Source organism: Acinetobacter sp. 197, from assembly GCF_048148385.1.
GTDB classification, from domain to species: Bacteria; Pseudomonadota; Gammaproteobacteria; order Pseudomonadales; family Moraxellaceae; genus Acinetobacter; species Acinetobacter pecorum.
Map to the genome: position 1 here is coordinate 23108 of NZ_JAYWZK010000009.1, position 24659 is coordinate 47766.

General features: G+C 42.5%; 21 protein-coding genes. 10 read left to right on the forward strand and 11 right to left on the reverse strand.

All coding sequences use genetic code 11. The features are described from left to right. Positions 1-2 precede the first annotated feature (2 nt). Complete coding sequence (gene znuB, locus VXQ11_RS10210; protein ID WP_064096948.1) at positions 3-803, forward strand: zinc ABC transporter permease subunit ZnuB; 801 nt, start codon at positions 3-5, stop codon at positions 801-803. 88 nt (positions 804-891) lie between these two features. Here znuB and VXQ11_RS10215 read toward each other — a convergent pair whose 3' ends face one another. Next, positions 892-1512: a LysE family transporter gene (locus VXQ11_RS10215; protein WP_064101719.1), complete on the reverse strand. Its 621-nt coding sequence runs from the start codon at positions 1510-1512 to the stop codon at positions 892-894. 161 nt (positions 1513-1673) lie between these two features. On the opposite strand from VXQ11_RS10215, the gene VXQ11_RS10220 reads away from it, so the two are divergent. Further along, a complete protein-coding gene (locus VXQ11_RS10220; RefSeq protein WP_416680964.1) occupies positions 1674-2594 on the forward strand; it encodes a Dyp-type peroxidase in 921 nt (306 codons plus the stop codon). A gap of 44 nt (positions 2595-2638) precedes the next feature. Here VXQ11_RS10220 and VXQ11_RS10225 read toward each other — a convergent pair whose 3' ends face one another. The 3 genes from VXQ11_RS10225 to VXQ11_RS10235 are packed head-to-tail and all read right to left on the reverse strand — an operon-like array spanning position 2639 to position 8121. Next, positions 2639-3325 (reverse strand): hypothetical protein, encoded by a 687-nt coding sequence (locus VXQ11_RS10225; RefSeq protein WP_005108400.1) that lies wholly within the window; start codon positions 3323-3325, stop codon positions 2639-2641. Between the two features lie 12 nt (positions 3326-3337). Then, positions 3338-5266 (reverse strand): LysM peptidoglycan-binding domain-containing protein, encoded by a 1929-nt coding sequence (locus VXQ11_RS10230; protein WP_416705948.1) that lies wholly within the window; start codon positions 5264-5266, stop codon positions 3338-3340. Positions 5267-5283: 17 nt separating this feature from the next. Beyond that, positions 5284-8121 (reverse strand): type VI secretion system Vgr family protein, encoded by a 2838-nt coding sequence (locus VXQ11_RS10235; protein ID WP_416705949.1) that lies wholly within the window; start codon positions 8119-8121, stop codon positions 5284-5286. Positions 8122-8367: 246 nt separating this feature from the next. Here VXQ11_RS10235 and VXQ11_RS10240 point away from each other — a divergent pair, with 246 nt between their 5' ends. Both VXQ11_RS10240 and VXQ11_RS10245 read left to right on the forward strand, forming a co-directional pair. Continuing rightward, entirely contained in the window at positions 8368-9522 is a 1155-nt protein-coding gene (locus VXQ11_RS10240) for a methionine aminotransferase (protein WP_416705951.1), read from the forward strand. A 132-nt stretch (positions 9523-9654) separates the two neighbouring features. Further along, positions 9655-11019, forward strand: coding sequence for an MATE family efflux transporter (locus VXQ11_RS10245; protein ID WP_064101713.1), 1365 nt, complete (start codon positions 9655-9657; stop codon positions 11017-11019). Between the two features lie 118 nt (positions 11020-11137). On the opposite strand, the gene VXQ11_RS10250 is transcribed toward VXQ11_RS10245, so the two are convergent. After that, positions 11138-11986 carry an SDR family NAD(P)-dependent oxidoreductase gene (locus tag VXQ11_RS10250; protein ID WP_064096940.1) on the reverse strand — a complete coding sequence of 283 codons (849 nt, stop codon included), beginning with the start codon at positions 11984-11986 and terminating at the stop codon, positions 11138-11140. Positions 11987-12210: 224 nt separating this feature from the next. Between VXQ11_RS10250 and VXQ11_RS10255 the strand changes: the two genes are divergently transcribed. The 3 genes from VXQ11_RS10255 to phoR all read left to right on the forward strand — a co-directional run bounded on the left by VXQ11_RS10255 (position 12211) and on the right by phoR (position 15234). After that, a complete protein-coding gene (locus VXQ11_RS10255; protein ID WP_064096939.1) occupies positions 12211-12888 on the forward strand; it encodes a TetR/AcrR family transcriptional regulator in 678 nt (225 codons plus the stop codon). A gap of 250 nt (positions 12889-13138) precedes the next feature. Continuing rightward, positions 13139-13849, forward strand: a complete 711-nt coding sequence (phoB, locus tag VXQ11_RS10260) for a phosphate regulon transcriptional regulator PhoB (protein ID WP_064096938.1) — start codon at positions 13139-13141, stop codon at positions 13847-13849. 26 nt (positions 13850-13875) lie between these two features. Further along, positions 13876-15234, forward strand: coding sequence for a phosphate regulon sensor histidine kinase PhoR (gene phoR / locus VXQ11_RS10265; RefSeq protein WP_064096937.1), 1359 nt, complete (start codon positions 13876-13878; stop codon positions 15232-15234). A 47-nt stretch (positions 15235-15281) separates the two neighbouring features. On the opposite strand, the gene VXQ11_RS10270 is transcribed toward phoR, so the two are convergent. After that, entirely contained in the window at positions 15282-15932 is a 651-nt protein-coding gene (locus tag VXQ11_RS10270; RefSeq protein ID WP_416680973.1) for a glutathione S-transferase family protein, read from the reverse strand. Positions 15933-16091: 159 nt separating this feature from the next. Continuing rightward, the gene (locus VXQ11_RS10275; RefSeq protein WP_416680974.1) at positions 16092-17039 is read right to left on the reverse strand and encodes a pirin family protein; all 948 of its coding nucleotides are present in this window, start codon (positions 17037-17039) and stop codon (positions 16092-16094) included. 502 nt (positions 17040-17541) lie between these two features. Between VXQ11_RS10275 and VXQ11_RS10280 the strand changes: the two genes are divergently transcribed. Together VXQ11_RS10280 and VXQ11_RS10285 are read left to right on the forward strand one after the other, a co-directional pair. After that, the gene (locus VXQ11_RS10280) at positions 17542-18864 is read left to right on the forward strand and encodes a GGDEF domain-containing protein (RefSeq protein ID WP_416705953.1); all 1323 of its coding nucleotides are present in this window, start codon (positions 17542-17544) and stop codon (positions 18862-18864) included. Positions 18865-19059: 195 nt separating this feature from the next. After that, entirely contained in the window at positions 19060-20277 is a 1218-nt protein-coding gene (locus VXQ11_RS10285) for a GGDEF domain-containing protein (protein ID WP_416705954.1), read from the forward strand. A 141-nt stretch (positions 20278-20418) separates the two neighbouring features. Here the strand turns inward: VXQ11_RS10285 and guaA are convergent, their stop codons facing one another. Both guaA and VXQ11_RS10295 read right to left on the reverse strand, forming a co-directional pair. After that, positions 20419-21987 (reverse strand): glutamine-hydrolyzing GMP synthase, encoded by a 1569-nt coding sequence (guaA, locus tag VXQ11_RS10290; RefSeq protein WP_064096934.1) that lies wholly within the window; start codon positions 21985-21987, stop codon positions 20419-20421. A 193-nt stretch (positions 21988-22180) separates the two neighbouring features. Further along, entirely contained in the window at positions 22181-22543 is a 363-nt protein-coding gene (locus VXQ11_RS10295) for a NirD/YgiW/YdeI family stress tolerance protein (protein ID WP_144723855.1), read from the reverse strand. A gap of 271 nt (positions 22544-22814) precedes the next feature. Here VXQ11_RS10295 and VXQ11_RS10300 point away from each other — a divergent pair, with 271 nt between their 5' ends. Beyond that, complete coding sequence (locus VXQ11_RS10300; RefSeq protein WP_064101706.1) at positions 22815-23453, forward strand: DedA family protein; 639 nt, start codon at positions 22815-22817, stop codon at positions 23451-23453. 21 nt (positions 23454-23474) lie between these two features. On the opposite strand, the gene VXQ11_RS10305 is transcribed toward VXQ11_RS10300, so the two are convergent. Together VXQ11_RS10305 and VXQ11_RS10310 are read right to left on the reverse strand one after the other, a co-directional pair. Then, entirely contained in the window at positions 23475-24068 is a 594-nt protein-coding gene (locus tag VXQ11_RS10305; RefSeq protein WP_064096931.1) for a hypothetical protein, read from the reverse strand. Positions 24069-24265: 197 nt separating this feature from the next. Next, entirely contained in the window at positions 24266-24658 is a 393-nt protein-coding gene (locus tag VXQ11_RS10310; protein ID WP_064101705.1) for a hypothetical protein, read from the reverse strand. Position 24659 lies beyond the last annotated feature (1 nt).

The window sequence follows — 24659 nt, forward strand, 5'->3', positions numbered from 1 at the left end:
CCATGATGGATTGGTTACAACTCCTTTTACCTGCATGGATCATGGGTACGCTATTGGTATTTCTGACTGCCCCACTGGGCTGTCTCATGCTGTGGCGTCGTATGTCCTTTTTTGCCGACACCATGGCACACGGCACTTTATTGGGTGTAGCGCTTGCTGGCGCTTTAAGTTTACCGCTTTGGGTAGGTGTGACCTTTTTGGCCCTACTTTTGGTCGGAATTCTCTGGATTTTGCACGATCCTCGCTTGCCCAATGATGCCCTACTTGCACTTTGCTCAGCGACCCTGCTCTGCTCAGGATTGTTATTCATCCAGCATTTACCCAGCTTAAGACCGGAACTGCTCAGCTATTTATTTGGTGATTTACTCACGATTTCCTGGACTGACTTACCGACTTTTGCCATTGTCATTGGTCTGGCCTTAGCCGTGCTATATAAAAGTTGGCAAGCGCAGATCCAAATCGCGATTGATCCAGACATGGCGGTCAGTGAAGGCGTCAATGCCAAATGGCAACGCCTGATTTTCATGTTGCTGTTAGCACTCTTTACCGTGCTTGCTCTAAAAGCAGTCGGTTCACTCTTGATGGGTGCATTATTGGTGATCCCTGCCCTGACTGCCCGATTACTGGCAAACTCCCCTCGTCAAATGGTGATCTGGGCATTCGTGATTGCACAAATTGGGGTGACCGTAGGCCTCTGGTCTAGTGCAGGCCTCAACACTTCAACAGGTCTAACCATTGTCCTGACCATGGCCACCCTATTTGCATTAATTTTTTGTATCCAGAAGTTTAAAAAGCTGAGTTAATCTTTCTTTCGCATCGTTATAACTTTTATATACTTTTTATTTTCTATTAACCCATTCAGCTCTCTCCAAAGGAGAGAGCAAACAATCTCTATTGATGCACCAAACTCAATAAAAATGCTGCGCCAGCAAATAAACCGGCAAAAGTCCGGTTCATGACTTTTTGTTGTTTCGGCGATCTAAGTAGCCTTAAAACTTTAGCCGCCAGTCCGGTATAACCGGCCATCACAATCAGATCAATTGTCACCATCGTTGCTGCCATAATCAGATATTGAATCCATTGCGGCTTGGACAAGTCCAGAAATTGTGGCAGGACTGCCAGTAAAAATACGATGGCTTTGGGATTACTCATATTGACCAAGAAACCATGTAATACCAGTTTCCCTGCCGATTTACGTGCCAATTCGTGTTTAATTTCGATAGATTGTGCGGGTGCTTTCCACTGTAAATATGCCAAATACAACAAATAAGCCACGCCAAACCATTTCACCGCCAAAAATGCCCATGGTGTGGTTGCAAACAAAACTCCCACACCTGCCGCAACCACTGCAATCTGCACCAATAACGCCAGTTGCAGACCCAGCGCATTCCAGTAACCATGCCGAAAACCATAGTTGAGCCCACTCGACATTGATGCAATTGCTCCTGCGCCCGGGGACACACTAATCACCCAGCAGGCCAGCATATAGGCAAACCATATTTGATAGGACATGAACATTTCACTCAGCAAAACCCACCCAATATTATATGAATCTTCCAATAAAATCAGGCTAAAAACCTGCTTAAATATAAAGCATCGGACTATTCACTCTGTGTGGCTTCAGGCACAATATAGAAATTAGAAAACAGGACTTATTCTTACAGGAGCCATGAATGACAGCCCAATCGGTAATCTTGCCACTTCCTTCAGATCATGCCCGCTTTATTGTTTTACGTATTAAAGATTTAAGTATTGAAAAATTAAAAGAACAACTTGAACATCTGTTTACTTCACGTGATCGGCTGATCACGCAACATCCTCAAGCACAAATTAAAACGGCGGTAGCCTTTGGGCCTGAGCTCTGGTCACGCCTGTACTCACAAAGTCCTGCAGGTTTTAAACAGCTTGAACCCATTCATGGTTCATTTGAAATGCCTGTGGTTCCGGCAGATATGATCATTCATATTGCCAGTGCCCGTGCTGATATCTGTTTTGCGCTCAGTCAGGCTTTTTTTGAAGGCATTCAGGATCAGGTTCAGGTGCTGGATGAGCGGGTTTGCTTCCGCTATTTTGATGGTCGTGACATAACTGGCTTTATTGATGGAACTGAAAATCCGCAATTCCCGGATGATCGTGCTGAAGTCGCATTATTAGGTGAAGATTCAGGTATTTTCCAAGATGGTTCATTTATTTTTGCCCAACGTTACGCGCATAACCTGGAAAAATGGAAAAAGCTAAAAGTTGATACTCAGGAACAGGTTATGGGTCGTACCAAGCTTGAATCGATTGAGCTGGATGATGAAGTCAAACCTGAAAATGCGCACGTGTCACGTACTGTAGTGGAAGATGAAGAAGGCGAAGAAATGGAAATCCTACGTCATTCTCTGCCTTATGGTGATGGACGTGGTGACCAGGGTCTATTCTTTATTGCCTACACCAAAGACCTTACGATTATCGATGCTATGTTAGAACGTATGTTTGGTACCTCTGGCGATGGAATTCATGATCGTCTGCTGCATTTCGTAACACCTCTAGATGGTGCCTATTACTTTGCACCGAGTGAGGAGTTGCTGGAAGAGGTTTTGGAAGGGTAAAAGAAAAAAGGATTGCTACATTAATAATGTAGCAATCAAATAAACTATTTTTTAAGTGATTTTTGAGAGTTTATACTTTCACACCCTAATGTAGATGACAAACATTTCAATTCAGAATTTAATATTAATTTATACTTCTCTAATTTACCACTAGACTCTCTAACATCTGCTTCATATAAATATTTTTTTTCTTTTAGAATATAAGAAAAATTATCACCCGCTAATATATTTACATAATCACTCTCTAAATTAGCAGATGAAGAGTCTACTACTGGAGCTTCAACAACTAAATTTGATAATTTGTTATATATAAATAAATTAGAGCTAAATTTTTTATAAGGTCTTTTTACATAATCTATTTCGCTGAATTCTCGTGTTCGAAAAGCTACTATTTTTTCATCTTGATAGAGTATTTTTAAATCAACACTAGACTTCAAAGGTACTGTACTTTTAAATAAATAATATTCTTTTTGATTATTTAAGACCTCAATACCATAAATTTTAAGGACGTAATTCCCACCAGAATATTTTTTATTTTTATTTCCATAATCAATTAAACCTAACTTTAAGTTATTATTTAATTGAGAGAATTCACCAAAATGATCTAAAAATAAAACTGGTTCATTAATCTGTATAGCACTCTGCTGATAATCGTTCCAATCTATATTTTTAGAATGACATGATAATGAAAAAAAACTACCAATTATTACCAGAAATTTAATTATTTTCATATTTCAAAAAGCCTAAATTAATTTTGTTAGAAAAAAAGGAATAGGATCAAATCTTCCTTGTAAACCTTTACCCAACAATGGCGAACTTCTCGTCTCAAAATGCAAATGTCCACCCTTTGATATAGTAGTCATTCCACTCGCATTTCCACTAGACCCTGTTTTACCTAAAACTGTCGTAACATCCACAGCATCTCCCTTTTCAACATTTATAATAGATAAATGAGCATAAAAAAAATAAATAAAATTGCTATTTATAATTTTTTTTAATGCATATTTTTTTTGTTGTATAGGCAGGTCATCAATATTTACTTCTAATACAACAATTTTACCATATGGCCCTCCACTATCCTTTGCGACAGCAATAATGCCACTACATACTGCAAAAATATTTGTACCTGAGTCAGCAGCTAGATCTATACCTTGATGATTTCTTGTACCTCCATTTCTAACCTTCCCAAAGGTGGCACTTTTGATATTTGCAAGACCAGCAGTTCTTAACTTATTTACTGATAAAGGATCTACCCATATTTCACTTCCTCCTACAGTTTTATTTTCTTGTACTTCTTTACTTGAGATTGGTGTTGGTGTTGGTGTTGGTGAAGAAGCTTGTCCTAATAAAATTTTTATTGTTTCCTCTAAAGATAAATTCGCCCCGGAAGTTTTTGATTTATCCAGTACATAATCATAAATATTAATATGTGCATCAATATAAGCTCTTAACCATGCTCCATAGGCAGCTTTTGCATCATCATTATATCTTTTCAAATAATCTGAAGCTCTTTGTTTACCTTTACTTCCAAATTGTGCAAATAATAAATTTTTCGCTCTTTCTTGAGAAAAACTATTCTGTATGAATGACCTAGTACCGCCTGCTCCTTCATGATGTAATAGATAAGCAAGTTTCGCGATTGAACTTGGTTCTGTTAATTTTTGATAAGGTAATTTTGACCATTTAAAGTTAACAACTGCATAAGCTGCTGCTGCATCAATAGAGAATTCAGGATTGAATCTCAGACTGAGAAGTTGCTTCTCAGTAAGTTTCTTAATTTTTGAAGCATATTGCCCTATTAAAGTATCTTGATTTTTACAAATTTCAAGCCACGTACCTTTTAAAAATTGTGTTAATCCAGCAGCATTTGTACTTGCATTAAAACTTTCCGGATCCCATTCACCATTACTTTTTTTTGCAGCCTCAGCATGGATTAAAGCTGCGAGGCTATGAGGTGTAAACCCATGACGCCTTGAAGCATCTATAACAAATTTTCTATATTTATTATTTACTGTATTTAGAATAAAGTTCTCTTCTGTAAATTGACTTGCAATTATATGAGTACTATTACCCAAATCAGTCCTTTTTTGATCGTTTCTTGGTTCGGGTAAAATTATAGATGATTGACTAGTATTTTGTTCATCTCCTCCCCTTATAATTGGCTCTGCTAAATTTTTTAATGATTTTTTAATTTCATCAACTTTCTGCTGGACTATACCTGATTTAGGATAGTGAGTACCTGAAACCTTCATTTGCCTTGAAGTCAACCTTAAAACTTTTTTCCCTATAGGTAAACTTTTATAATTAGCTATTAAATCAAAGGTACCTTTAATATTTTTATAATAAACTTTTAGTCCCTTTGAATGATCTAAAATTTCTAAATCATAGATCACACCATCTTTGAAAACTATGTCATTTGACTTACCATCATATTCTAATTTTACAATACCTTTTGGGATTAACTTAAAGGACAAATCTAATAATATAATTCTTAAAACTACTTCAGCATTAATCTTATCTGTTTTACTAATATATATTTTTTGACCTATTTTTATTTTATGAATAGCAGAACTATTTAACTCATTAAGTTCAGCTATTTTTTTTACAGTAATATTAAATTTTCTTGAGATACCCCATAATGTATCTCCTTTTTTTACAATATAATAATTCACAGAGAGTACCTTTATAATTATTTAATGTCTTCTAACTGAATTCCATGCTCTCCCACATCAAATTCATCTTCTATATCAGTTACTTTAGTTTCCAAATCTTCAAAGATACTTGACCATTGATTAAATCCAACTAATGCTTCATAAGCTAATGATTCTTCAAAAATAGATAATTGAGTCTTACCATTCAAATCAGTTTTACTTTCCCACAAGATTTCCTTATTTTTGGGTGTGAACATAGTTACCTGTGCACCTTCAATGCCTTTACCACCTAAACTACTGAATAAAAAATCTACAGCGTAGGGGCCAGCTTTAGGTAACTCAGGAATTTCATAGAAAATTTTAGCCCCTCCTATAAAACTATGCTGCCCTGCCTTACACTCAAATTTCCCACCAGTTGTGACCATTACTCCACCACCATTGATCTTAATTTGAGACCCTCCAGCGGTCAGTACGATCTCCTTCGGACTGGTGATTTCGATCTTGTCTTCAGTCGAAATAAGCTTGATTACCTTGCGGGCAATCGCTTCAATCGCATCATCTTGGGCTTGTAGTTCAATTTTTCCTTGAGCAGCATAGAGACTCGCACCCTCTTGAGCAGCAAATAAACTGATCTTGTCCTGTGCATGAGCAACTAAAGATTTCTGTGTGGATAAATGAATATTATTCCCGGCACTCTGATTGATTTGCTGATCAGCGGATAAATGAATATTTTCATTTGTGCTCAGTGCAATCGTTTGGGGGGCAGTTAATAACATCACGGCCTGTTTAAATGCGGCAGCCTTGGCTTGATCTTCAGCTTCAATCTGACTCAGAAACTGTTTTAAACTATCAAAAAATTGCAGCGGATCAGTCTGCTGTTGTTCAGCAATATCACTCAAGGCTTTACTATGATCGAGATTCGATTCAATCTGCTCTTTGGCACGACTCGCATCCAGGTGATTGCCTGCTGCTGAATCTTGCCGATAAGTGGAGATTAATAAGCCTTTTCCTGCACGTATGGCACCCCACTGGTCTGTCCTTAGTTCAAAACCTTCTCCTCGACCTTCGCTGCTTTCACTTTCTTTAGGATGGCTTAGATTTCCCAGATTGAGCTGACTGGCTGCATGACTACTTTGCAGCTGCGCACTAATCTGTTCAGGGGTATCATCGAAACGCAACTGGTTAAAGCCATCCCCATCGACCTCCTGAGAACGGATGCCACTGAGTTTTTTGGTCGCAGGAAGTTCTCCTTTTGCATCAAACATGGTCGGATGCCGTTCTGCTTCATGAATCCGTCCCACCACAAAGGGCCGGTCGATATCACCTTCAAAGAAGTCAATCACTACAATTTCGCCAATTCGCGGATGCAACCTGATGCCATAACCCTCACCCGCCCAAGGGGTCAAAACATCCACCCAAGCAGAATCGCTATCATTGTCATTGCTACCTGCGCCGCCATCATGCTGATGATCCTCACTCCGGGTAAACAGAAAACGAACTTTCACCCGCCCCCATGCATCGACATGAATCGTTTCACCTTCAGGTCCGACCACTCGAGCCCGTTGCGGATATGCAGCAGGCCGATGAATGAAGGGGTGGTACTCAGGAACAACCTGGATTTCACGGCGCACCATCTGTAGTTCATTGGCCTGTCGTTCCTCCTGTGTCATCTGCCAGCCGCTCTTCTCAAGCAAACTGTCCAGCTGCGATAAGATATCTTTGGGTAAATTGTTCTGGTTATAAAACTGCTTAGCCAAAATCAGAAATTCACGTTGATGGGCAGGATGCTGATCAATTTCAGGATGCTGTTGCAGTTCAAACCAGTATCCAACCTGAGCATCTCGTACGCTGCTACTGGCTTTAAAATATTTGGACTGCAAAGCATGATAGTCACTGAGCTGCTGATTGAGTCGTTCCAGTTGAGTTATACCAGATACTGTCACCTGATCCTCATGATTTAAGTCGCCGGTCCAGGCCGGACTGATGTTCCAGGCATCTTCAAGCTGAAGAGTGGCATTTGCGTGAATATCACTTTGCTGATGATTACTGAATAAAGGCTGGCTTTGATCCTGGGCGAGTTGCTGGGCGTGCCAGCGCTGGGTCTGGGTACTATTCGGATTGAGCTGACGTACCGCAATCAGACTGTTCAGCGTGTCGAGCTGTTCGGTGGCATGACTGCGATGAAACCGGATGGAGCGGCGTTTTAAAGCTGAAAAATATTGGGAATGATCTACCAGTTTTAAAAGCTGAGCTTGAATCTCGCTGGCTGATACAGGCACAGTTAATTGCTTTTCATCAATCAGCCAGTTAATTCCTTCGCTACGCCATAAACGGGTCAGAAAATCATAATCCGATTCATTCGACTGCATCACAAAAGGCCGGACATCATAGTCTCGGCTGAGTCCTGTCAAATCCAGGCTGAGACTGGCAGCGAATAATGCACTTCTGTTTTGCCATTCACTGAACAGGATTTCACTGATCTCGCGCACCGTCTTGTTCATAAAAACCCGACTGTTACGGCGCTTCTGCCAGAGTGCAGTCGGGTCATTTAGCGTCAATTTATACAGGGTCAAAGCTCCATCATCTTGTCCTTGGCTGGCTGCAGTAATAATGCCCGTAGTCCGGAAAAGTTCACCCCGGTCTGTGACCTGATCAATGGCCACCCGACAGCCGATAAACTGTTTCAAGGCAATATGAGCATGAGTGGAAAGACAGATCAGTTCAGCCTGCAAGCCTTGATTGATCTGATGCTGACCCTCAATCCGCTGAATCAAAACCTGATGATTTAAAGGAGGATGTGAAAACTGTAAATGTAGCGCACGATGCTGTCGCTTAAGCCCGAGCTGCTCCAGCAGCATATGGATAGGTTTTGGCATTTTATAGTTATCATTTTAAGCTTTATTATTGTGCGGCAGATTTTAGGAAAAGTTATCTATTTCGTCCAGTTTACGATGCATTTCACATAATTAGGCCTTTAATTTATGGCCCTTCAATTAAAAATCTTAAATCGCATGTGGTGCATCTTAATTTAAACTATTGCCCAATATTCCCTATTTTTCTGATTATCCAATACGGAACTTGCTGCTACACTCATTCAGATCTCATTCTTCAAGGCCAAGGATATGCTGGAACTCCCTTCTAAATTACCTGATTTGGGCGTGACCATTTTTAGTACCATGTCGGCCTTGGCACAAAAACTCGGAGCCTTGAATCTTTCTCAAGGATTTCCGGACTTTGCAGCGCCTCCTGCCTTGATTGAAGCTTTAAAGCGGGCCAGCCAGAATGGATTTAACCAGTACGCTCCGGGAGATGGTCTGCCAGTCTTGCGAAGTCTGGTGGCAGATCTCTATCAGCAGCGTGATCAACTGATTATTGATCCTGTCGAGGAAATCACGATTACGCCTGGGGCCACGATTGCGATTTTTTGTGCCATTCAAGCCACGGTGCGTGCCGGGGAAGAAGTAATTATTTTCGATCCAAGCTACGACAGTTATGGACCTGCGGTTCAACTGGTTGGGGCAAAGCCAGTGCATATTGCTTTGCAGCATCCTGATTTTTCTGTGGACTGGAATCAGGTCAAAGATGCCATTAATGATCGTACCCGCATGATTGTGGTGAATACTCCGCATAATCCGAGTGGGAGTGTCTGGTCCAAGGCAGACTGGCAGCAACTGATCGAGCTGATTCGCGAGCGCAATATTGTGGTGCTGTCCGATGAAGTCTATGAACATCTGGTTTTTGACGGCGTTCAGCACCATTCGGCGTGGTCATTTCCAGAACTTCGCGAGCGTAGCTTCGTGATTGGCTCTTTTGGTAAAACCTTCCATGTCACGGGCTGGAAAACCGGATTTTGTATTGCTGCACCGGCACTCATGAAAATGTTCAGACAGATTTATCAGTTTGCCAGTTTCTGCGGTGTGACGCCCGTTCAAGTTGCCTTGGCGGAATATATGCAACTGCATCCTGAGCATATACCTGAACTATCCTCTTTCTATCAAAACAAACGGGATTTATTTAACTCATCCATTGAAATGTCACGCTTTAAGTGGACACCCTCTCAAGGAACTTATTTCCAGAACCTAGATTATTCAGAGATTCGACCTGAGCTCGATGATTTGTCCATGTGCCATTTTCTGGCAGAACAACATGGGATTGTCGCGATTCCAGTCTCCGCGTTCTACCAGCACCCTCCTGCCGATTTACGTCTACTCAGGTTCTGCTTTGCAAAAAAAGAACAAACTCTGATCCAGGCAGGTCAAATCCTTTCAAAGGTTTAACTCACCTTTTAACTAAAAACCTTATAAAATAAGTACCTTAGTTACCTAAAAGTTAAGGCTTTTTTCTATACTCTAGCCAATAATAGTTACAGCAATAAATAAGTAGATAATAATCCAATCACAGGATGTCGCATGGCACAGCAAGCATTGATTCACCAAGAGAATTTATGGAAAGCCTTTCTGGTTTTTCTGGTGCCATTGATTGTGACGAATATCCTGCAAAGTCTTTCTGGCACGGTCAATACAATATTTGTGGGACAAATGCTAGGCGTTAACGCCATTGCTGCTGTTGCAGTATTTTTTCCAATCCTGTTTTGCCTGATGGCTTTTGTGATTGGTTTATCCGCCGGCTCTACCGTATTGATTGGCCAAGCTTGGGGCGGGAAAAATATAGAAAAAGTCCGCTGTGTGGTTGGTTCAACTTTATTTATGACCTTGATTGGCGGCAGTTTGATTGCGCTTTTTGGGGTGATTTTTGCTGAAAATATTCTCTTGGCACTCGGCACAGATCCGGATGTGATGCATTTGTCCCTGCCGTATGTGCAGTGGATGCTGGTGGGTAGCCCCTTAATTTTTATCTATATTGTTTATACCTCCATTCTGCGTGGTGTCGGAGACAGTACCACACCCCTATTTGCTTCCGTCATTACCATTGGGGTGGGCCTGGTGGTGACACCGGTCCTGATTGGCGGTTATTTTGGCTTTCCTAAAATGGGCATTATTTCACCGGCACTTGCTACCATTCTGGGAAATCTCGCAGTTCTGGTATTTTTGATTTTGTATCTGAAGCGCAAGCAGCATCCGCTCAAGCTCGACTGGGCTTTATTAAAAAATATTCGTCATCAGCCACAGTTGAGCAAAACCATCCTTAAACTGGGAGTTCCAACTGGTGTACAAATGGTCACGACTTCAGTTGCCGGACTGGTAATTGTCGGACTGGTTAACCGTTATGGTGCAGAAGCAACAGCCGCTTATGGCGCAGTCAATCAGGTCTTAAATTATATTCAGTTCCCCGCCTTATCGATTGCGATAGCTGCATCTGTATTTGCTGCTCAAGCCATTGGTGCAGGCAAATCGGATCTGCTGAATAAAGTTACCCGCACTGCGCTCATTATGAATATCCTATTCACCGGTGGTCTGGTGATTCTGGCTTATCTGTTTTCCAAATATCTGATGGCGCTGTTTATTACCGACCCCCAGGTGGTGGTGCTCGGTCAAAAACTGCTGTTCATTGTTTTGTGGGCAATTCTGTTTTTTGGCGCCAGTGCCATTTTTGCTTCGATCATGCGTTCCAGTGGTACGGTAACTATGCCAATGCTGATTAATATTTTCGCCATTCTATGTATTGAAGTTCCCGCCGCTTATCTGTTTAGCCGGTGGTGGGGCCTGGAAGGTATCTGGTATGCCTATGCATTGGCCTTTGTCAGCATGTGTATTTTGCAGGGACTGTATTATCAGTTTGTCTGGAAGAAAAAGACCATTGAGACCTTGATATAGATAAAAATTTTATAATTTAAAAGCCTTACATTACCTCAGATACTGACCTGCTAAAGAGTCAGACTATGATTATTGCCATAAAAGAAAACCCGCTTTCGCGGGTCTGTTTTACAGTTTCTTAAGCAGACTTTTTCTTTCTTTTACCAAATTGGGTCGCCAGTGCAGTGACATGCTGATAACCGGTCGGCAAGATTCGCTGAATCAGGTCTATCGCTTTGGCATCATTGCCGATGAGCAGACGGCGCTTGTCTTTTTGTACCGCCTCCAGAATTTGACGGGCAGCTTCTGCAGGTGGACAACGCAATAATTTATTAAAATTACGGGCTGATTTTTCCGGATTCATACCTAAAGTCAGCAGGCTGTTATTCATTTTTGCTGCATTGGCAATGTTGGTACGGATCCCGCCCGGATGCACACAGAGCGCACTGACTCCGCAATTTTCCATGTCCAGTTCCTGACGCAGGGATTCAGTAAAACCACGTACTGCAAATTTGGTCGCATTATAAGCAGACTGGGTCGGCTGAGCCGTTAAACCAAACAGGCTGGAAATATTGATAATATGGCCATCACCAGTTTTCTTGATCAGTGGCAGAAATTCTTTGGTGCCATACACCACACCCCAGAAATTGATTCCGACGATCCATTCCAGTTCTTCATAAGATGCCCCTTCCACTGTTGAACCCAGTGCAACACCTGCATTGTTAAAGATCATATTGATACTGCCATGATCCTGTTCGACCTGCGCCGCCCAGTTACGCACCTGTTCCAGATCAGCCACGTTCACTTTCTGGATAGTCACACGGACATCACTCTCTTTGAGCAATTCGAGCGTTTGTGCCAGACCCTGTTCATTAATATCACTCAGGGCCAGATGACAACCCTGCTGGGCCAGTAGTACCGCCAGTTGCTGGCCAATACCTGAACCGGCCCCGGTAATCGCGGCAACTTTATTGTTAAAATTTTTCATTTAATTTCCTTATGTAAACTACTGCCATTCCATGACAGCAGGATCTTGTTCTGTTGTTTCAGGAGCTAGCACAGATCCTCAATATAGTTTTGACAATACAGATTGTCAATAATTATCCCATATCCTTAGAGGCCAACTTTCGGGACAGAATTTCTCATGTAGGTCTAAGCGTGATTTATTGCTAAGATATTCAAAATCTTTATACAGATGAGCACTCAGGCCTTATGACCGATTCAATCGACTCAGCAGTGAAACCACGAGCCGCCAAAACCAGACAACGTCAGTTTAAAGGCCTGTCGATGGCGGAGCGGCAGCAGGCACGTCGTGAAAAGTTGATCGAAGCTGGAATTGAAGCCTATGGCAGTTACGGCTTTTTTTCAGTCACGGTCAAAGATATCTGCAATGAAGCCAAACTGACTGAACGTTATTTTTATGAATCTTTCAAGAAAAGCGAAGATCTGTTTCAGACCATTTTTTTGAAACTGATTGATGAACTGCAACAGAATGTGATGCAGGCCATGATGCAGGCATCGAGTGATCCGAAAAAAATGATCGAAGCCGGTTTGACAGCCCTACTCACCACCTTGCGTGACAATCCACGTATGGCCAGGATCATTTATATTGATGCCATGCTGGTACAGGAACTGCATAATCAGGCCACCATTCATGAAACCATGTCGCGTTTTGACCGTATGATTCATGCTTTTGTCATGTTAATGATGCCGCAGTTAAATCGTAGCGAGCAGGAAATTTCCCTGGTTTCGACCGGTTTAAATGGTTATGTCACCCAAATTGCCATTCGTTGGGTGATGAGCGGTTTTAAGCATTCGCTTGAAGAAGTTTTATCATCTTGCAGTGTGGTTTTTTTAGCACTATTAGAGTCATTTTCCGAGAAAAAATAGCTGTTAAATCCTTTTGTTAAAAAGGTATTATGAGCTTTCCAGTGTAGTTGTGAATTTATGCTTTATCTTGGAAACAGGTAAAATTAATTTATGATTTTTTAACAATTTTATGCGCTATATTTGTCACAAATCTTTGTGAATTTCAGCAGTTTTTCCCTTTCTGCAATGATACTGTCATAATTAGTCTTTGTAATAAGCCTGTCATAAATATAAAACGGCTCACCGTTTACATGAAATAGGGTATTGCGTTGTGAAAGATGACTACATATTAATCGTCGATGACGAGCTCCCGATTCGGGAAATGATCCATACCTCTCTGGATATGGCCGGTTTTCAGTGCTTGCAGGCAGAAGATGCCAAGCAGGCGCATCAGATGATTGTGGATCAACGTCCGGCACTGATTTTGCTGGACTGGATGATGCCAGGTGGTGTCAGCGGTGTGGACTTATGTCGTCGTCTGAAACGTGATGAAAGCCTGTCTGAAATCCCGGTGATCATGCTGACAGCACGCGGTGAAGAAGACCACAAGGTACAAGGTCTGGATGCCGGTGCCGATGACTACATGACCAAACCGTTCTCGACCCGGGAACTGGTTTCCCGGATTAAGGCGGTACTGCGCCGTGCCAATGCCCTGAGCGGTGAAAAAACCATTGATGCCAATGGCCTGATTCTGGATCCGGTCAGCCAGCGGGTGAATTTTGGCAATAATATTCTGGAAATGGGACCCACCGAATACCGTTTGCTGGCATTCTTCATGACCCATCCGGAACGTGCCTATACCCGTGCGCAATTGCTGGATCAGGTGTGGGGCGGTAACGTCTATATTGAAGACCGGACCATTGATGTGCATATCCGTCGCCTGCGCAAGGTGCTGGAACCCTATGGCGTGGACCGTTATGTACAGACCGTACGTGGTACAGGTTATCGTTTCTCGACCCGTTCCGATGTCGCTTTAGGTTAAATATCATTTAAGGTAAATCTTGTTTTATGTATGAACCCTACCCTGTCCCCGAACTGGCACGCGAGCATAAAAGAATCCGTTACAGCAGTTTATGGGATTTTGCCAAACAGGATTTACGCCTGCTGGCTTTTTTTCTGATTATCGCCAGCTTTATCGGTTTTGGGATTGGGTATTTCTGGATTTGTATCGTAATCGCCTTCGTGGCGTTCTTTGCGACCCAGATGCGTTCTTTATACCTGGTCAATGAATGGATTTCCAACCGCCCCTATGATGTTCCGCCCAATATTGGCGGAATTTGGGGTGCACTGCTTTTCAATGTTTACCGCGCCCAGCGTCAGGAACGGATTGTTCAGGCAGAAATGGTTGAACTGATCGATCGTGCACAGTCTTCTCTGGTAGCCTTGCAAGAAGCTGTCGTTTTAATTGATGAAAACCAGCAGATTGAATGGTGGAATCCTGCTGCGGAACGTCTGCTCGGAATCTCGAGTGATGACCGTGGCCGTAATATCCTGACCTTGCTGCGCCAACCGAATTTTATTGAATACTATCATCATATTGATGAATCTCCGGACGGCCTGAAAATGCGCTCTTCACTGTTTGAAGACCACTATGTACAGGTCAAAATGACACGTTTTGGCGGAGAAAGCCGAGTACTGGTCGCTTATGATGTAACCCGGATGCATAATCTGGAACAGATGCGTAAAGATTTCGTCGATAATATTTCGCACGAGCTGCGAACCCCGTTGACCGTACTCAGTGGCTATATTGAAACCTTTACCGATCAGGAAGACATCAATCCACGCTGGAAACGTGCCTTTGATCAGATGCAGTCGCAGACCCGACGCATGAATGCACTGGTCAATGACCTGCTGTTACTATCGCGTCTGGAAAATGACAAGAATATTGCCAAAAATCAGATCATTGAAATGCCGAGTCTGATGAACCAGCTGTTCGATGATGCCCAGGCCTATAATATGGATTATGGTCATACCCTGAATCTGGACATTGACAGCCATTGCGATCTGATCGGTTCAGACATGGAACTGGCCAGCGCTTTTAGCAATCTGATCACCAATGCCATCAAATATACGCCTAAAGGCGGCACCATCACTATCGGCTGGCATGATGATGGTGAATCGGCCTATTTTGTGGTGCAAGATAACGGTATCGGCATTGATCCCAAGCATCTGCCACGTCTGACCGAGCGTTTTTACCGAATCGATTCAGACCGCAGTCGCCGTACTGGTGGTACCGGTTTGGGACTTGCCATCGTCAAACATGTATTGATGCAGCATCAGGCACATCTGGAAATCGAGTCCAAAGAAAACCAAGGTTCCACGTTTAAGGTGGTTTTCCCCAAAGAACGTCTCAGCTTCCCGGACTAATCTCACAAAATCAAAAAGGTGCCATCGGCACCTTTTCTTTTAAGCATTTAAGAGCTGATCTGTTTTTCCCTGCTCAGTGCACGCGCATAGGCTGCACGTTGCGAGACCCGTTTCAGATAGGCCTGAATGGCCGGATAACTTTGGCCTGTCCGGCTCTGCATCGCTTCCAACGGAAAACTCATCTGAATATCGGCAAAACTGAAATGTCCGGCAAAATAATCATGCTCGCTCAAATAGCTTTCCAGAAACTGGATATGATCTTTTAAGCGGCTCTGTACAAACTGTTTCTTCACTCCATCACAGATTTTCTTGGCTACAGGCCGAATCAGCAACGGGGTATGTTTTGGTACAGTGGTCATCACCAGTTGCATCACCAGCAGCGGCATTAACGAACCTTCCGCATAATGCATCCAGTAACGGTACTGGGCCTTGTCGGCAGGATCTTCGGGACGAAACTGCTGCTGTTCGTCATAGGTTTCCTGTAAATATTCCAGGATCGCTGCAGATTCCGCCAGTACCTGACCCTGATCGACCAGAATCGGAGCTTTGCCCAATGGATGGATCTGTTTTAAGGCCGGTGGCGCAGAAAGATTGGGCTGACGCTTATAGTATTTAACCTCGTAATCCAGTCCTAACTCTTCCATGGCCCACAGGATACGAAATGACCGTGATTGTTCGAGATGATGTAAAACACGCATATTAGACTCATGATTTTATTGTTCTTGCTCATTGAGCATAGCAAAAAGCAGCCGACTCCAGCTCATTTTTTGATGACTGTAATGATATGTATCCCATGTTGCAGATTCACTCTTTGAGTTCAATTCAGCCAGCGCTTTATATTCCCATCATTTTAGCATTTATCGTGAAGCACGCATCCGCTCTGGAAATGCAGGAGCTTCTAAACGTAGCCCATCATAGGCTGGAATAGAACCAAAACGTTCATGCCCTTCTATCCATTGTTCCCGTGCAATTTTAAGGTCCTCTACCGTACGCCCGACCAGATTCCACCATAATAAAATCGGGCTTTCAAATGGCTCTCCTCCAATCAATAACACCCGGCTTCTGGCATGAATTTCAGCATTGACCTGTTGCAACCCCGGCTCCAGGATCAGCATATTATCCTCTGTCAGTTCATGTCCATTTATACTGGCCGTACCTTCAAGTACCATAAAGCCATATTCAAATTTCGGATTCAGTGGCAAACGCATACTGCTACTTTCATCTGCATACAGATCCACGCCCAGCAATTCACTATGCACTTTAACCGGTGATCTGGTATTTAAATACTCTCCAACCAGCACGGTAAACTCGATACCCTGCTCATTGACCACCGGTAATTCAGGATAATGGTCAAACCCCGGTGCCATATTGATCTTGTCATCCGGCAAGGCAATCCACAACTGTGCTGCATGCATATGGGTCTCACTTTCCGGAGAGACTTCAGTATGTGAGATACCATAGCCCGAGGTCATCAGATTGACCTGCTTGGGACGAATCAATTGCTGATTTCCCAGACTGTCATTGTGCATCATGCTGCCTTCGATCATCCAGGTAAAAGTCTGCAGCCCGATATGCGGATGTGGTCCGATATCTAGGCCATCTCCTTGCGGGAAAATGGCAGGACCGGCGTGATCGAGAAAACACCAGGCACCTATCATGCGCTTGTGTCTGCTTGGCAAGGCACGTTTAATCACGGTACCCTGCCCGATTTCTGCGCGGCGTAAAGGAAATTCCTGAATAAACCGGTTTACATACTTTTCACAATCATCAGAATTGGACAGTTCAATATCACTATTGGTCGACATGGCTGAGTTTACCTCGGCATTTTCATTCTAGTTCCGGAGTGGGTGAGACATTCACATTAGACTGATCCAAAATGCCCCTTGCTCAGGACAATGTACAGGGTCTAGATTCAAAATCTATCTCTAGAAATATTTAGATACGTATTAAGTATTCTAATGGCTACCCTATTTAAAATCTGAACAGCTGATACGATTTGTATTGTAAATACAAATACTTGAGTTAGCTTAAAAATTTTTGATGCAGCTACCTGGCTTAAGGAGATGATATGGGGTGTATACAAAGAAGTATTGAGCAGCCATGTTTCACGTGAAACGAATGAATAGTATTTTAAAATTTTGGAAAATAAGATGATTTTTCATGTATTTCAACTACTTCCATAATTAAAAACACAAATTTTGTTACGTTTTAAATGCAAAATCCTTCCGGATACCCAATTTTTAGGAGGTTATTTTTTATTCAATCACGGCATAATAGGCACCTATAAAAATAATACTGGACCAGGACATGTCTGCTAAGAATGAGAATATATATTCAACGACGAATATATCTTTTCAAAATTCGACGACTGATAAATCACTAAAACTATCTGAATGTGATCTGAAAAACCGTCAGCTGATTGAACAGGCGCTGACAGATCCGCATGCCCGTATTCCTGCTCCGTTTCAGCAATATTTTTATGATTACGTCTATACCCATAGTCATCAAAATTTGCGTCAAATTAACTATCTGGCACAAATAGCATTTCTTCTGTATTTTTTTGCTGATATCCTGATTATTCCGGACATGTTTTTTATGTCCGGGCTGATACGTGTGGTTCTGGTTCTGGGCGCACTGTTTTGCTGTTATTACCTGTTTAAAAAATATAAAAACATTCAGGTTCTGGATAGAATCGTGCCTATAGGTACGACTGTGGCCGCAGCGGCCTGGATTGGCTTACTGGTACTTTCAAGTAGTCCTCATGTGGCCACCTATATTTATGCCTCTGCGATTTTTATTCTTGTCGCCAATCTCTGTATACAGACCCAGTTTAAAGTCGCGGTCTATTGTTCCATCTTGATTGCCCTGTTTATCATGCTGGGGGCCAACCAGTTAATGAGTACATCTCAAGCTTTTATTTTTGCAGTAGTTTTTAGTCCTCTCTGGTTTTTTAGTATCTATATTAACTGGAATAATATTCTAAATGTTCGGCGTTCGTTTCTGCGTTCCCTACTTGACGAATGGAACTATCAAACCTTAAAAAATCTCGCACATACCGATGATTTGACCCAGCTATATAACCGTCGCCATTTTGTCGATATGGCTGAACGTTCAATTCATCAATGGCCTAAACATGCCAGTAGCTGCCTGCTGATGTTTGATGTTGATCATTTTAAGAATATTAATGATAGTTATGGACATGATGTCGGTGATCGGGTACTGCAACTCATTGCTGAAGTGACCCGTAAAGAAATGCGGCATAGCGATGTACTGGCACGTTTTGGCGGGGAAGAATTTATCGCCCTTCTGGAGGATACTCAGCTACAAGACAGTCTGGTGATTGCAGAGCGAATTCGCTGTGCTATTCAAAAGCAGTACATTTATGTCAAACCTAATCATGCCATCCGGTTTACTATTTCAATCGGGATAGCAGAACTGGAATCACATACCCAAACTCTGGAAGACCTGATCAAACAAGCGGATATTGCTTTATATCAGGCCAAAAAAACTGGACGCAACCGGATTGAAGTCTATCATCCCGACATACTGGATCAGGCCAAGTCTGCAACAGACAATCCCTGGAATGTATTTAAATCGAACACTCAGCCAGTTCAATCAGCCACAAATTAAAGTTGAACCCAGGTTGGTTTGTTATACGCTACAAGCTAAGCTCATCCTGAGAAGTATTAATCAGATATTTTTACCTGATCAAATAAATTTGTTTCTTCACTTTTAAAATATTTAACAAAAGAATAGAATATTTTTTATACAACTATATAAATTTCATCTTATTCATTTTTATAAATTTTAAGTTGGGAAGGCTGCATGCCTCATGAGTATGAAAAAGAATCTCGTAGTTTGATTCAGGAGGCCCTTCAAGAGCCGCTTGTTCGTATTCCTGCATCCTTAAAACCGGCTTATTATGCTCATCAAAAACAACTTACTTTAAAATACCTGTTACAGGTTAATTTATTTGCACAGCTGGCCTATGCATCCTATACCCTTGCCGATATTGTGGTACTCAACGATATCCTTACTTTGCTCATTTTGACCAAAATCAGCTATACCCTTCTGATCGTCATGGTGACGATCTGGATGTATCATTCTTACCGCAACCTGCCTGTCTTTGACCTGCTCTTGCCCACTTCAATTATTGGCGCAAGTGCCATCTGGTTCTTTAACCTGAATCAGTCCGAAAGTGCCTCTGTCCTTATTTATCAATATGCATCCCTGGTCTTTATTGTGTTGGCCAATTTATGTATACAGATCCGTTTCTGGCCGTCTTTGATTACTTCAGGTCTGATTACCCTGGTCATTTATCTTGGCGTATATTTCAATACCCATGCTGACCCGTATCAGATATTTTTATTTTCCTTGATTTATCTGCCGGTATTAACCTTCAGTCTTTATATCAGCTGGAACTCGACCTTAAAATCACGCATTGTATTCCTGCAATATACCCTGAATGAATATAATCGTCAGGCCTTTGAAAATATGGCACATACTGACTCACTCACTGGCCTGAATAACCGTCGATGTTTTGAATATCTGGCCCAACAGCTGGTACAGCAGAATCTTGCGCGACCTGCACCCATGAGCTTACTGGTATTTGATGTTGATCATTTCAAGCAGATTAATGACCGTTATGGGCATGATATTGGAGATCAGGTCTTACAAACGATAGCACTAAGCACCCATAGTGAAATGCGGCAGCATGATATTCTGGCGCGCTATGGAGGCGAGGAATTTATTGCTTTTTTACCTGAAACTTCTCTCGATGATGCTTTAAAAATTGCTGAACGTTTAAGGCATAAAATTGAAAATATCGTGATCGACCTAGACAGTCAACATCGTTTCAGTTTTAGTATTTCTATTGGTGCTGCCATTCTGGAAAGCTGTGAAACCGATTTACTGACCCTGATTAAACAGGCTGATATCGCCTTATATCAGGCTAAAGCCAATGGTCGGAATCGGGTTGAGGCTTATGATCCAGATCAGAGTTTAGATGGAGAGCTGCAAAACTGGCAGGTTAAGCCGACTTAAGTCTCTTATCTATTTAAAAAAGTATAAAAAAGAGCGCCTAAGCACTCTTCTTTAATTTGGAAAGTTTAGATTCCTAAACTGCCGCGAGCATAGCGCTTGGCGTAATTTAGACGGACAGCAGTGCTGTCCGAAACCCCTAAATTACTCCCATTCAATCGTTGCAGGTGGTTTAGACGATACGTCATACACAACACGAGAAACTTCAGCAATTTCGTTCATGATACGGGTCGAGATTTTATCGACTAAATCATAAGGAAGATGCGCGAAACGAGCCGTCATAAAGTCCACGGTTTCTACCGCACGCAGTGCAATCACCCATGCATAACGACGGCCATCACCGACTACACCCACCGATTTCACTGGCTGGAATACTGCAAAGGCTTGAGCCGTTTTATCATACCAACCGCTGGCACGCAATTCCTGCATGAAAATGTCATCCGCAAGACGTAAAATGTCTGCATATTCTTTTTTCACTTCACCCAGGATACGCACACCAAGACCTGGGCCCGGGAATGGATGACGATAGATCATGCTGTGTGGCAAACCTAAAGTCGTACCCAATTTACGTACTTCATCTTTAAACAGGTCACGTAACGGTTCAACCAGTTCAAACGCCAGGTCTGCCGGTAAACCACCCACATTGTGATGCGATTTAATCACATGCGCCTTACCCTGCTTGCTTGCGGCAGATTCAATCACGTCCGGATAAATCGTACCTTGAGCCAGGAATTTTACGCCATCTAATTTACGTGCTTCTTCAGCGAAGACTGCAATAAATTCACGGCCAATAATCTTACGTTTTTTCTCTGGATCAACTTCGCCAGCCAGTGCAGTCAGGAAACGTTCCTCTGCATCAGCACGAATCACGCGGATACCCATGTTATCTGCAAACATTTGCATCACTTGATCGCCTTCGTTCAAACGAAGCAGACCATTATCTACAAACACACAAGTCAGCTGATCACCAATTGCTTTATGCAACAGTGCTGCCACTACAGATGAATCCACACCGCCAGAAAGACCAAGTAATACTTTTTCATCACCAATCTGTTGGCGAAGCTGTTCTACACGTAGATCAATAATGTGTTCTGGCGTCCACAGACCGCGACAACCACAAATTTGATGAACGAAGTTCGACAGTAATTCTGCGCCTTTAGAAGTATGTGTTACTTCAGGATGGAACTGAATGCCATAGAAACCGCGAGTTTCGTCAGAAACCATCGCAATTGGACAGCTTGGAGTTTGTGCAGTGATCTGGAAGCCTTCTGGAATACGGGCAACCTTGTCACCATGGCTCATCCAGACATGCAACTGGTTTTCACGGTCCTGTAAATTACCGATCAGCTTGTCACGTACGACAATATCTACTTCTGCATAGCCAAATTCGTGTACATGACCCGGCTCAACTTTACCGCCAAGCTGTTCGCACATGGTTTGCAGGCCATAACAAATACCCAATACCGGCACACCCAGTTCGAATACCACTTGCGGCGCACGTGGGCTGCCTTCAAGGTGAACACTCTCAGGTCCACCAGACAAGATGATCCCGTTTGGATTAAATGCACGAATGTCTTCTTCAGACATATCATAGGCATACATTTCAGAATATACACCAGCTTCACGAACACGACGTGCGATGAGCTGACTATATTGAGAACCGAAATCCAGAATCAGGATACGATCTTCAGTAATTTGAGTATTGGTAGTCATGACGAACAACTATGAAAGGCAAACGAAAGATAAGCGCCGTATTCTAGCATTTTTCTTGCATTTAAGCACACTATTCCAAAGCGTTTAAATATTAAACAGTTAAGAAATTATAGAAATTAGTGGCTTCATTTTTGGCTGGTTCACAGGAGAGCAGACTTCCGCTGCTTTCCTGTGAACCAGCCAAATGAATGGTTTATTTCAGGTGTTCAATCTGAATCACTTCAATATCGGTGGGTTTATTGCGGTGCGTATCGACCTCGCCCCAGACTTTCACCCGGTCGCCTGCTTTGAGTTTTAATCTTTTCCAGTGGTCATCATCCACATCAATCATGATGCTGCCGGTTTTATCTTTTAATTCAAATTCATCACTTTGCGCTGCACGCTGTTTGACGATCTGGCCTGTTAAGGTCACGCCGGTTTCATCTTTCATTTTGTGTGCCTGAGCAATACTGACTACATTCTTTTTGGCTTCTGCCAGAACAGCCTGATCGGATTTAGCCCAAAGTGCCGGACTGACAGCTGCCAGAACTAGTATCACAAGAATATATTTTTTCATATGTTTTGACCTGCTATTTTTATGATGATTCCATGATCTAAACAGAAAGCTGGAGCAGACGCTGCAGAAGTTATGTAACACCATGATGACCTTGTGTAGTCTGCTCAGAAAGCTCCAATAAAAATCTGTAAATACGCTGATACATCCATTTTTAAAATGACAGGATTAGCCTGAAAGCAGAAAAATAAGCCGCAAAATAGTCGACTTTTATTACTGACTTTAGAGGTGATCGCTGTTAGGATTTGAGCACACTTTTGCTTGTACTGGGCTCATGGAACTGATTGATTTTATCTTGCATGTTGATGATCACTTGCTTGAATTTATCACCAATTACGGGATCTGGATTTATGCCATTCTTTTCCTGATTATCTTTGTGGAAACAGGTTTGGTGGTAATGCCATTCCTGCCCGGTGACAGCTTGTTATTTGCAGCAGGTGCTTTGGCAGCGTCTACAGGTGCGATGGATCCCTGGGTGCTGATTCCGCTCCTATTTGTTGCGGCAGTGCTGGGTGATACCCTGAATTATCACATTGGTAAATATATTGGACCTCGGGTGTTCGAGATTGAATCACGCTTTATCAATCAAAAACATTTATTGGCGACTCAGCAATTCTTTGCCAGACATGGGGGTAAAACCATTATTTTTGCGCGTTTTATTCCTTTTGCCCGTACCTTTGCACCCTTTGTAGCCGGTGCTGGCAGCATGAATTACAAATATTTCCTGACCTATAATGTGGTCGGGGCATTTGCCTGGATTAGCTCATTTGTAATCTTGGGTTATATGTTTGGCAATATGCCGATTGTTAAAGACAATTTTACCTATCTGATTTTCGGCATCATTATTTTAAGTGTATTGCCAGGTGTGATTGGCTTTATTCAACAAAAGCTTAAAAAAAGCACAACAGCTTAATATTTTTTATAGCCTGCGCATTTAATCCCACAGCTTGATCAGGAGTGGGATCAGACAAAGCAGGACAAACAGAGCCGCGCCTTTATAAATGAGGCCGGCTTTTATTTTTTCAGAATGACTGCTCAAAATTGCCTGACCAAAAATCATCCAGAAAACCCCTACAGGAATGGTACTCAAGCTAAAGGCAGCAAAAACCAGCACGAAGTTGGTCGGACTTTGCCAGGTTTCCATGGGTAAAATTCCTGAGGCCAACAGGGCTGCTTTAGGATTTTTTAAGGTGGCCCTAAACATTTGCCAAGGACGAATCTGAGGATGGTTCTTATTATAGCGCTCTAACTGTTGGGCCTTATATAAATGCAAGGTCATCCAGCCCACACAGATGGTACTCAGTACATAGACCACACCTTTAAAATTTGGCCAGATCGGTGAAGCCAGATGAATCAACAAAGCCCAGACATTAATGGCATAAAAATAGCCCATCAGAATGGCAGGAAGATAAAGACTGGTTTTGGGCCGTCCCTGCTGATAAGCGGAACTGGCCACCAGGGCATTGGCCGGCCCTGGAACCATCAGCACAGCAATAAGTCCTAAAACAAATAACCAATTTTCAATCATCGCGATGAACTATTCCGGGCCTATGTTCTAGCTTAATCAATATGCGAATATCATGACAAGCTTAAAAATTTCAGACTTCTATACAGGCCGGTCAATTTCACGTGAGTTTTATCTTAATTTAAACCGCTCTATTCTTGGTGAAAGCAATAAAAAATGCCGACCCGAAGTCAGCATTCATCCTTTTAATATAGAATGATTTATTTAGGTATCGCCTGCCGCACGATCATCGGGCAGTTCTTATAACGTGCAGCCTGAACAATCGCTTCCTGCTCGCCTAAAAGTCGTGCCAGTTCGGTTCTTTTGGTATCAGATGACTGTCCCATATTGACTGAGATACTCGGACCAATACCCCAACCACCGTGACTGCCCCAACCACCGCCAAGACCCACACCTACACCCATGCCAGTACGTTTCGGTGGTTCGACACCATTGTCAATATACTGCTGAATACGGTTATATTCACCCTGTAGTTGCGAGCAACCCAAAGTCTGATACAGGGTAGGCGACACATAAGTCGGTTTTACCGTCGTTGCACAGGCACTGAGTAATGCCAGTGCAGCAATACTCAGGCCGATTTTCACAAGTTTCATA

Bases quoted from the DNA above. Each gene is read 5' to 3' on its own strand.
- VXQ11_RS10215 (WP_064101719.1), bottom strand. From the start codon at position 1,512: ATGTCCTATCAAATATGGTTTGCCTATATGCTGGCCTGCTGGGTGATT.
- VXQ11_RS10295 (WP_144723855.1), bottom strand. From the start codon at position 22,543: ATGAAAAAATATATTCTTGTGATACTAGTTCTGGCAGCTGTCAGTCCG.
- VXQ11_RS10220 (WP_416680964.1), top strand. From the start codon at position 1,674: ATGACAGCCCAATCGGTAATCTTGCCACTTCCTTCAGATCATGCCCGC.
- VXQ11_RS10235 (WP_416705949.1), bottom strand. From the start codon at position 8,121: ATGCCAAAACCTATCCATATGCTGCTGGAGCAGCTCGGGCTTAAGCGA.
- VXQ11_RS10275 (WP_416680974.1), bottom strand. From the start codon at position 17,039: ATGTCGACCAATAGTGATATTGAACTGTCCAATTCTGATGATTGTGAA.
- phoR (WP_064096937.1), top strand. From the start codon at position 13,876: ATGTATGAACCCTACCCTGTCCCCGAACTGGCACGCGAGCATAAAAGA.
- VXQ11_RS10280 (WP_416705953.1), top strand. From the start codon at position 17,542: ATGTCTGCTAAGAATGAGAATATATATTCAACGACGAATATATCTTTT.
- VXQ11_RS10300 (WP_064101706.1), top strand. From the start codon at position 22,815: ATGGAACTGATTGATTTTATCTTGCATGTTGATGATCACTTGCTTGAA.
- VXQ11_RS10270 (WP_416680973.1), bottom strand. From the start codon at position 15,932: ATGCGTGTTTTACATCATCTCGAACAATCACGGTCATTTCGTATCCTG.
- VXQ11_RS10240 (WP_416705951.1), top strand. From the start codon at position 8,368: ATGCTGGAACTCCCTTCTAAATTACCTGATTTGGGCGTGACCATTTTT.
- znuB (WP_064096948.1), top strand. From the start codon at position 3: ATGATGGATTGGTTACAACTCCTTTTACCTGCATGGATCATGGGTACG.
- VXQ11_RS10245 (WP_064101713.1), top strand. From the start codon at position 9,655: ATGGCACAGCAAGCATTGATTCACCAAGAGAATTTATGGAAAGCCTTT.
- VXQ11_RS10305 (WP_064096931.1), bottom strand. From the start codon at position 24,068: ATGATTGAAAATTGGTTATTTGTTTTAGGACTTATTGCTGTGCTGATG.
- VXQ11_RS10250 (WP_064096940.1), bottom strand. From the start codon at position 11,986: ATGAAAAATTTTAACAATAAAGTTGCCGCGATTACCGGGGCCGGTTCA.
- VXQ11_RS10255 (WP_064096939.1), top strand. From the start codon at position 12,211: ATGACCGATTCAATCGACTCAGCAGTGAAACCACGAGCCGCCAAAACC.
- VXQ11_RS10225 (WP_005108400.1), bottom strand. From the start codon at position 3,325: ATGAAAATAATTAAATTTCTGGTAATAATTGGTAGTTTTTTTTCATTA.
- guaA (WP_064096934.1), bottom strand. From the start codon at position 21,987: ATGACTACCAATACTCAAATTACTGAAGATCGTATCCTGATTCTGGAT.
- VXQ11_RS10285 (WP_416705954.1), top strand. From the start codon at position 19,060: ATGCCTCATGAGTATGAAAAAGAATCTCGTAGTTTGATTCAGGAGGCC.
- VXQ11_RS10310 (WP_064101705.1), bottom strand. From the start codon at position 24,658: ATGAAACTTGTGAAAATCGGCCTGAGTATTGCTGCACTGGCATTACTC.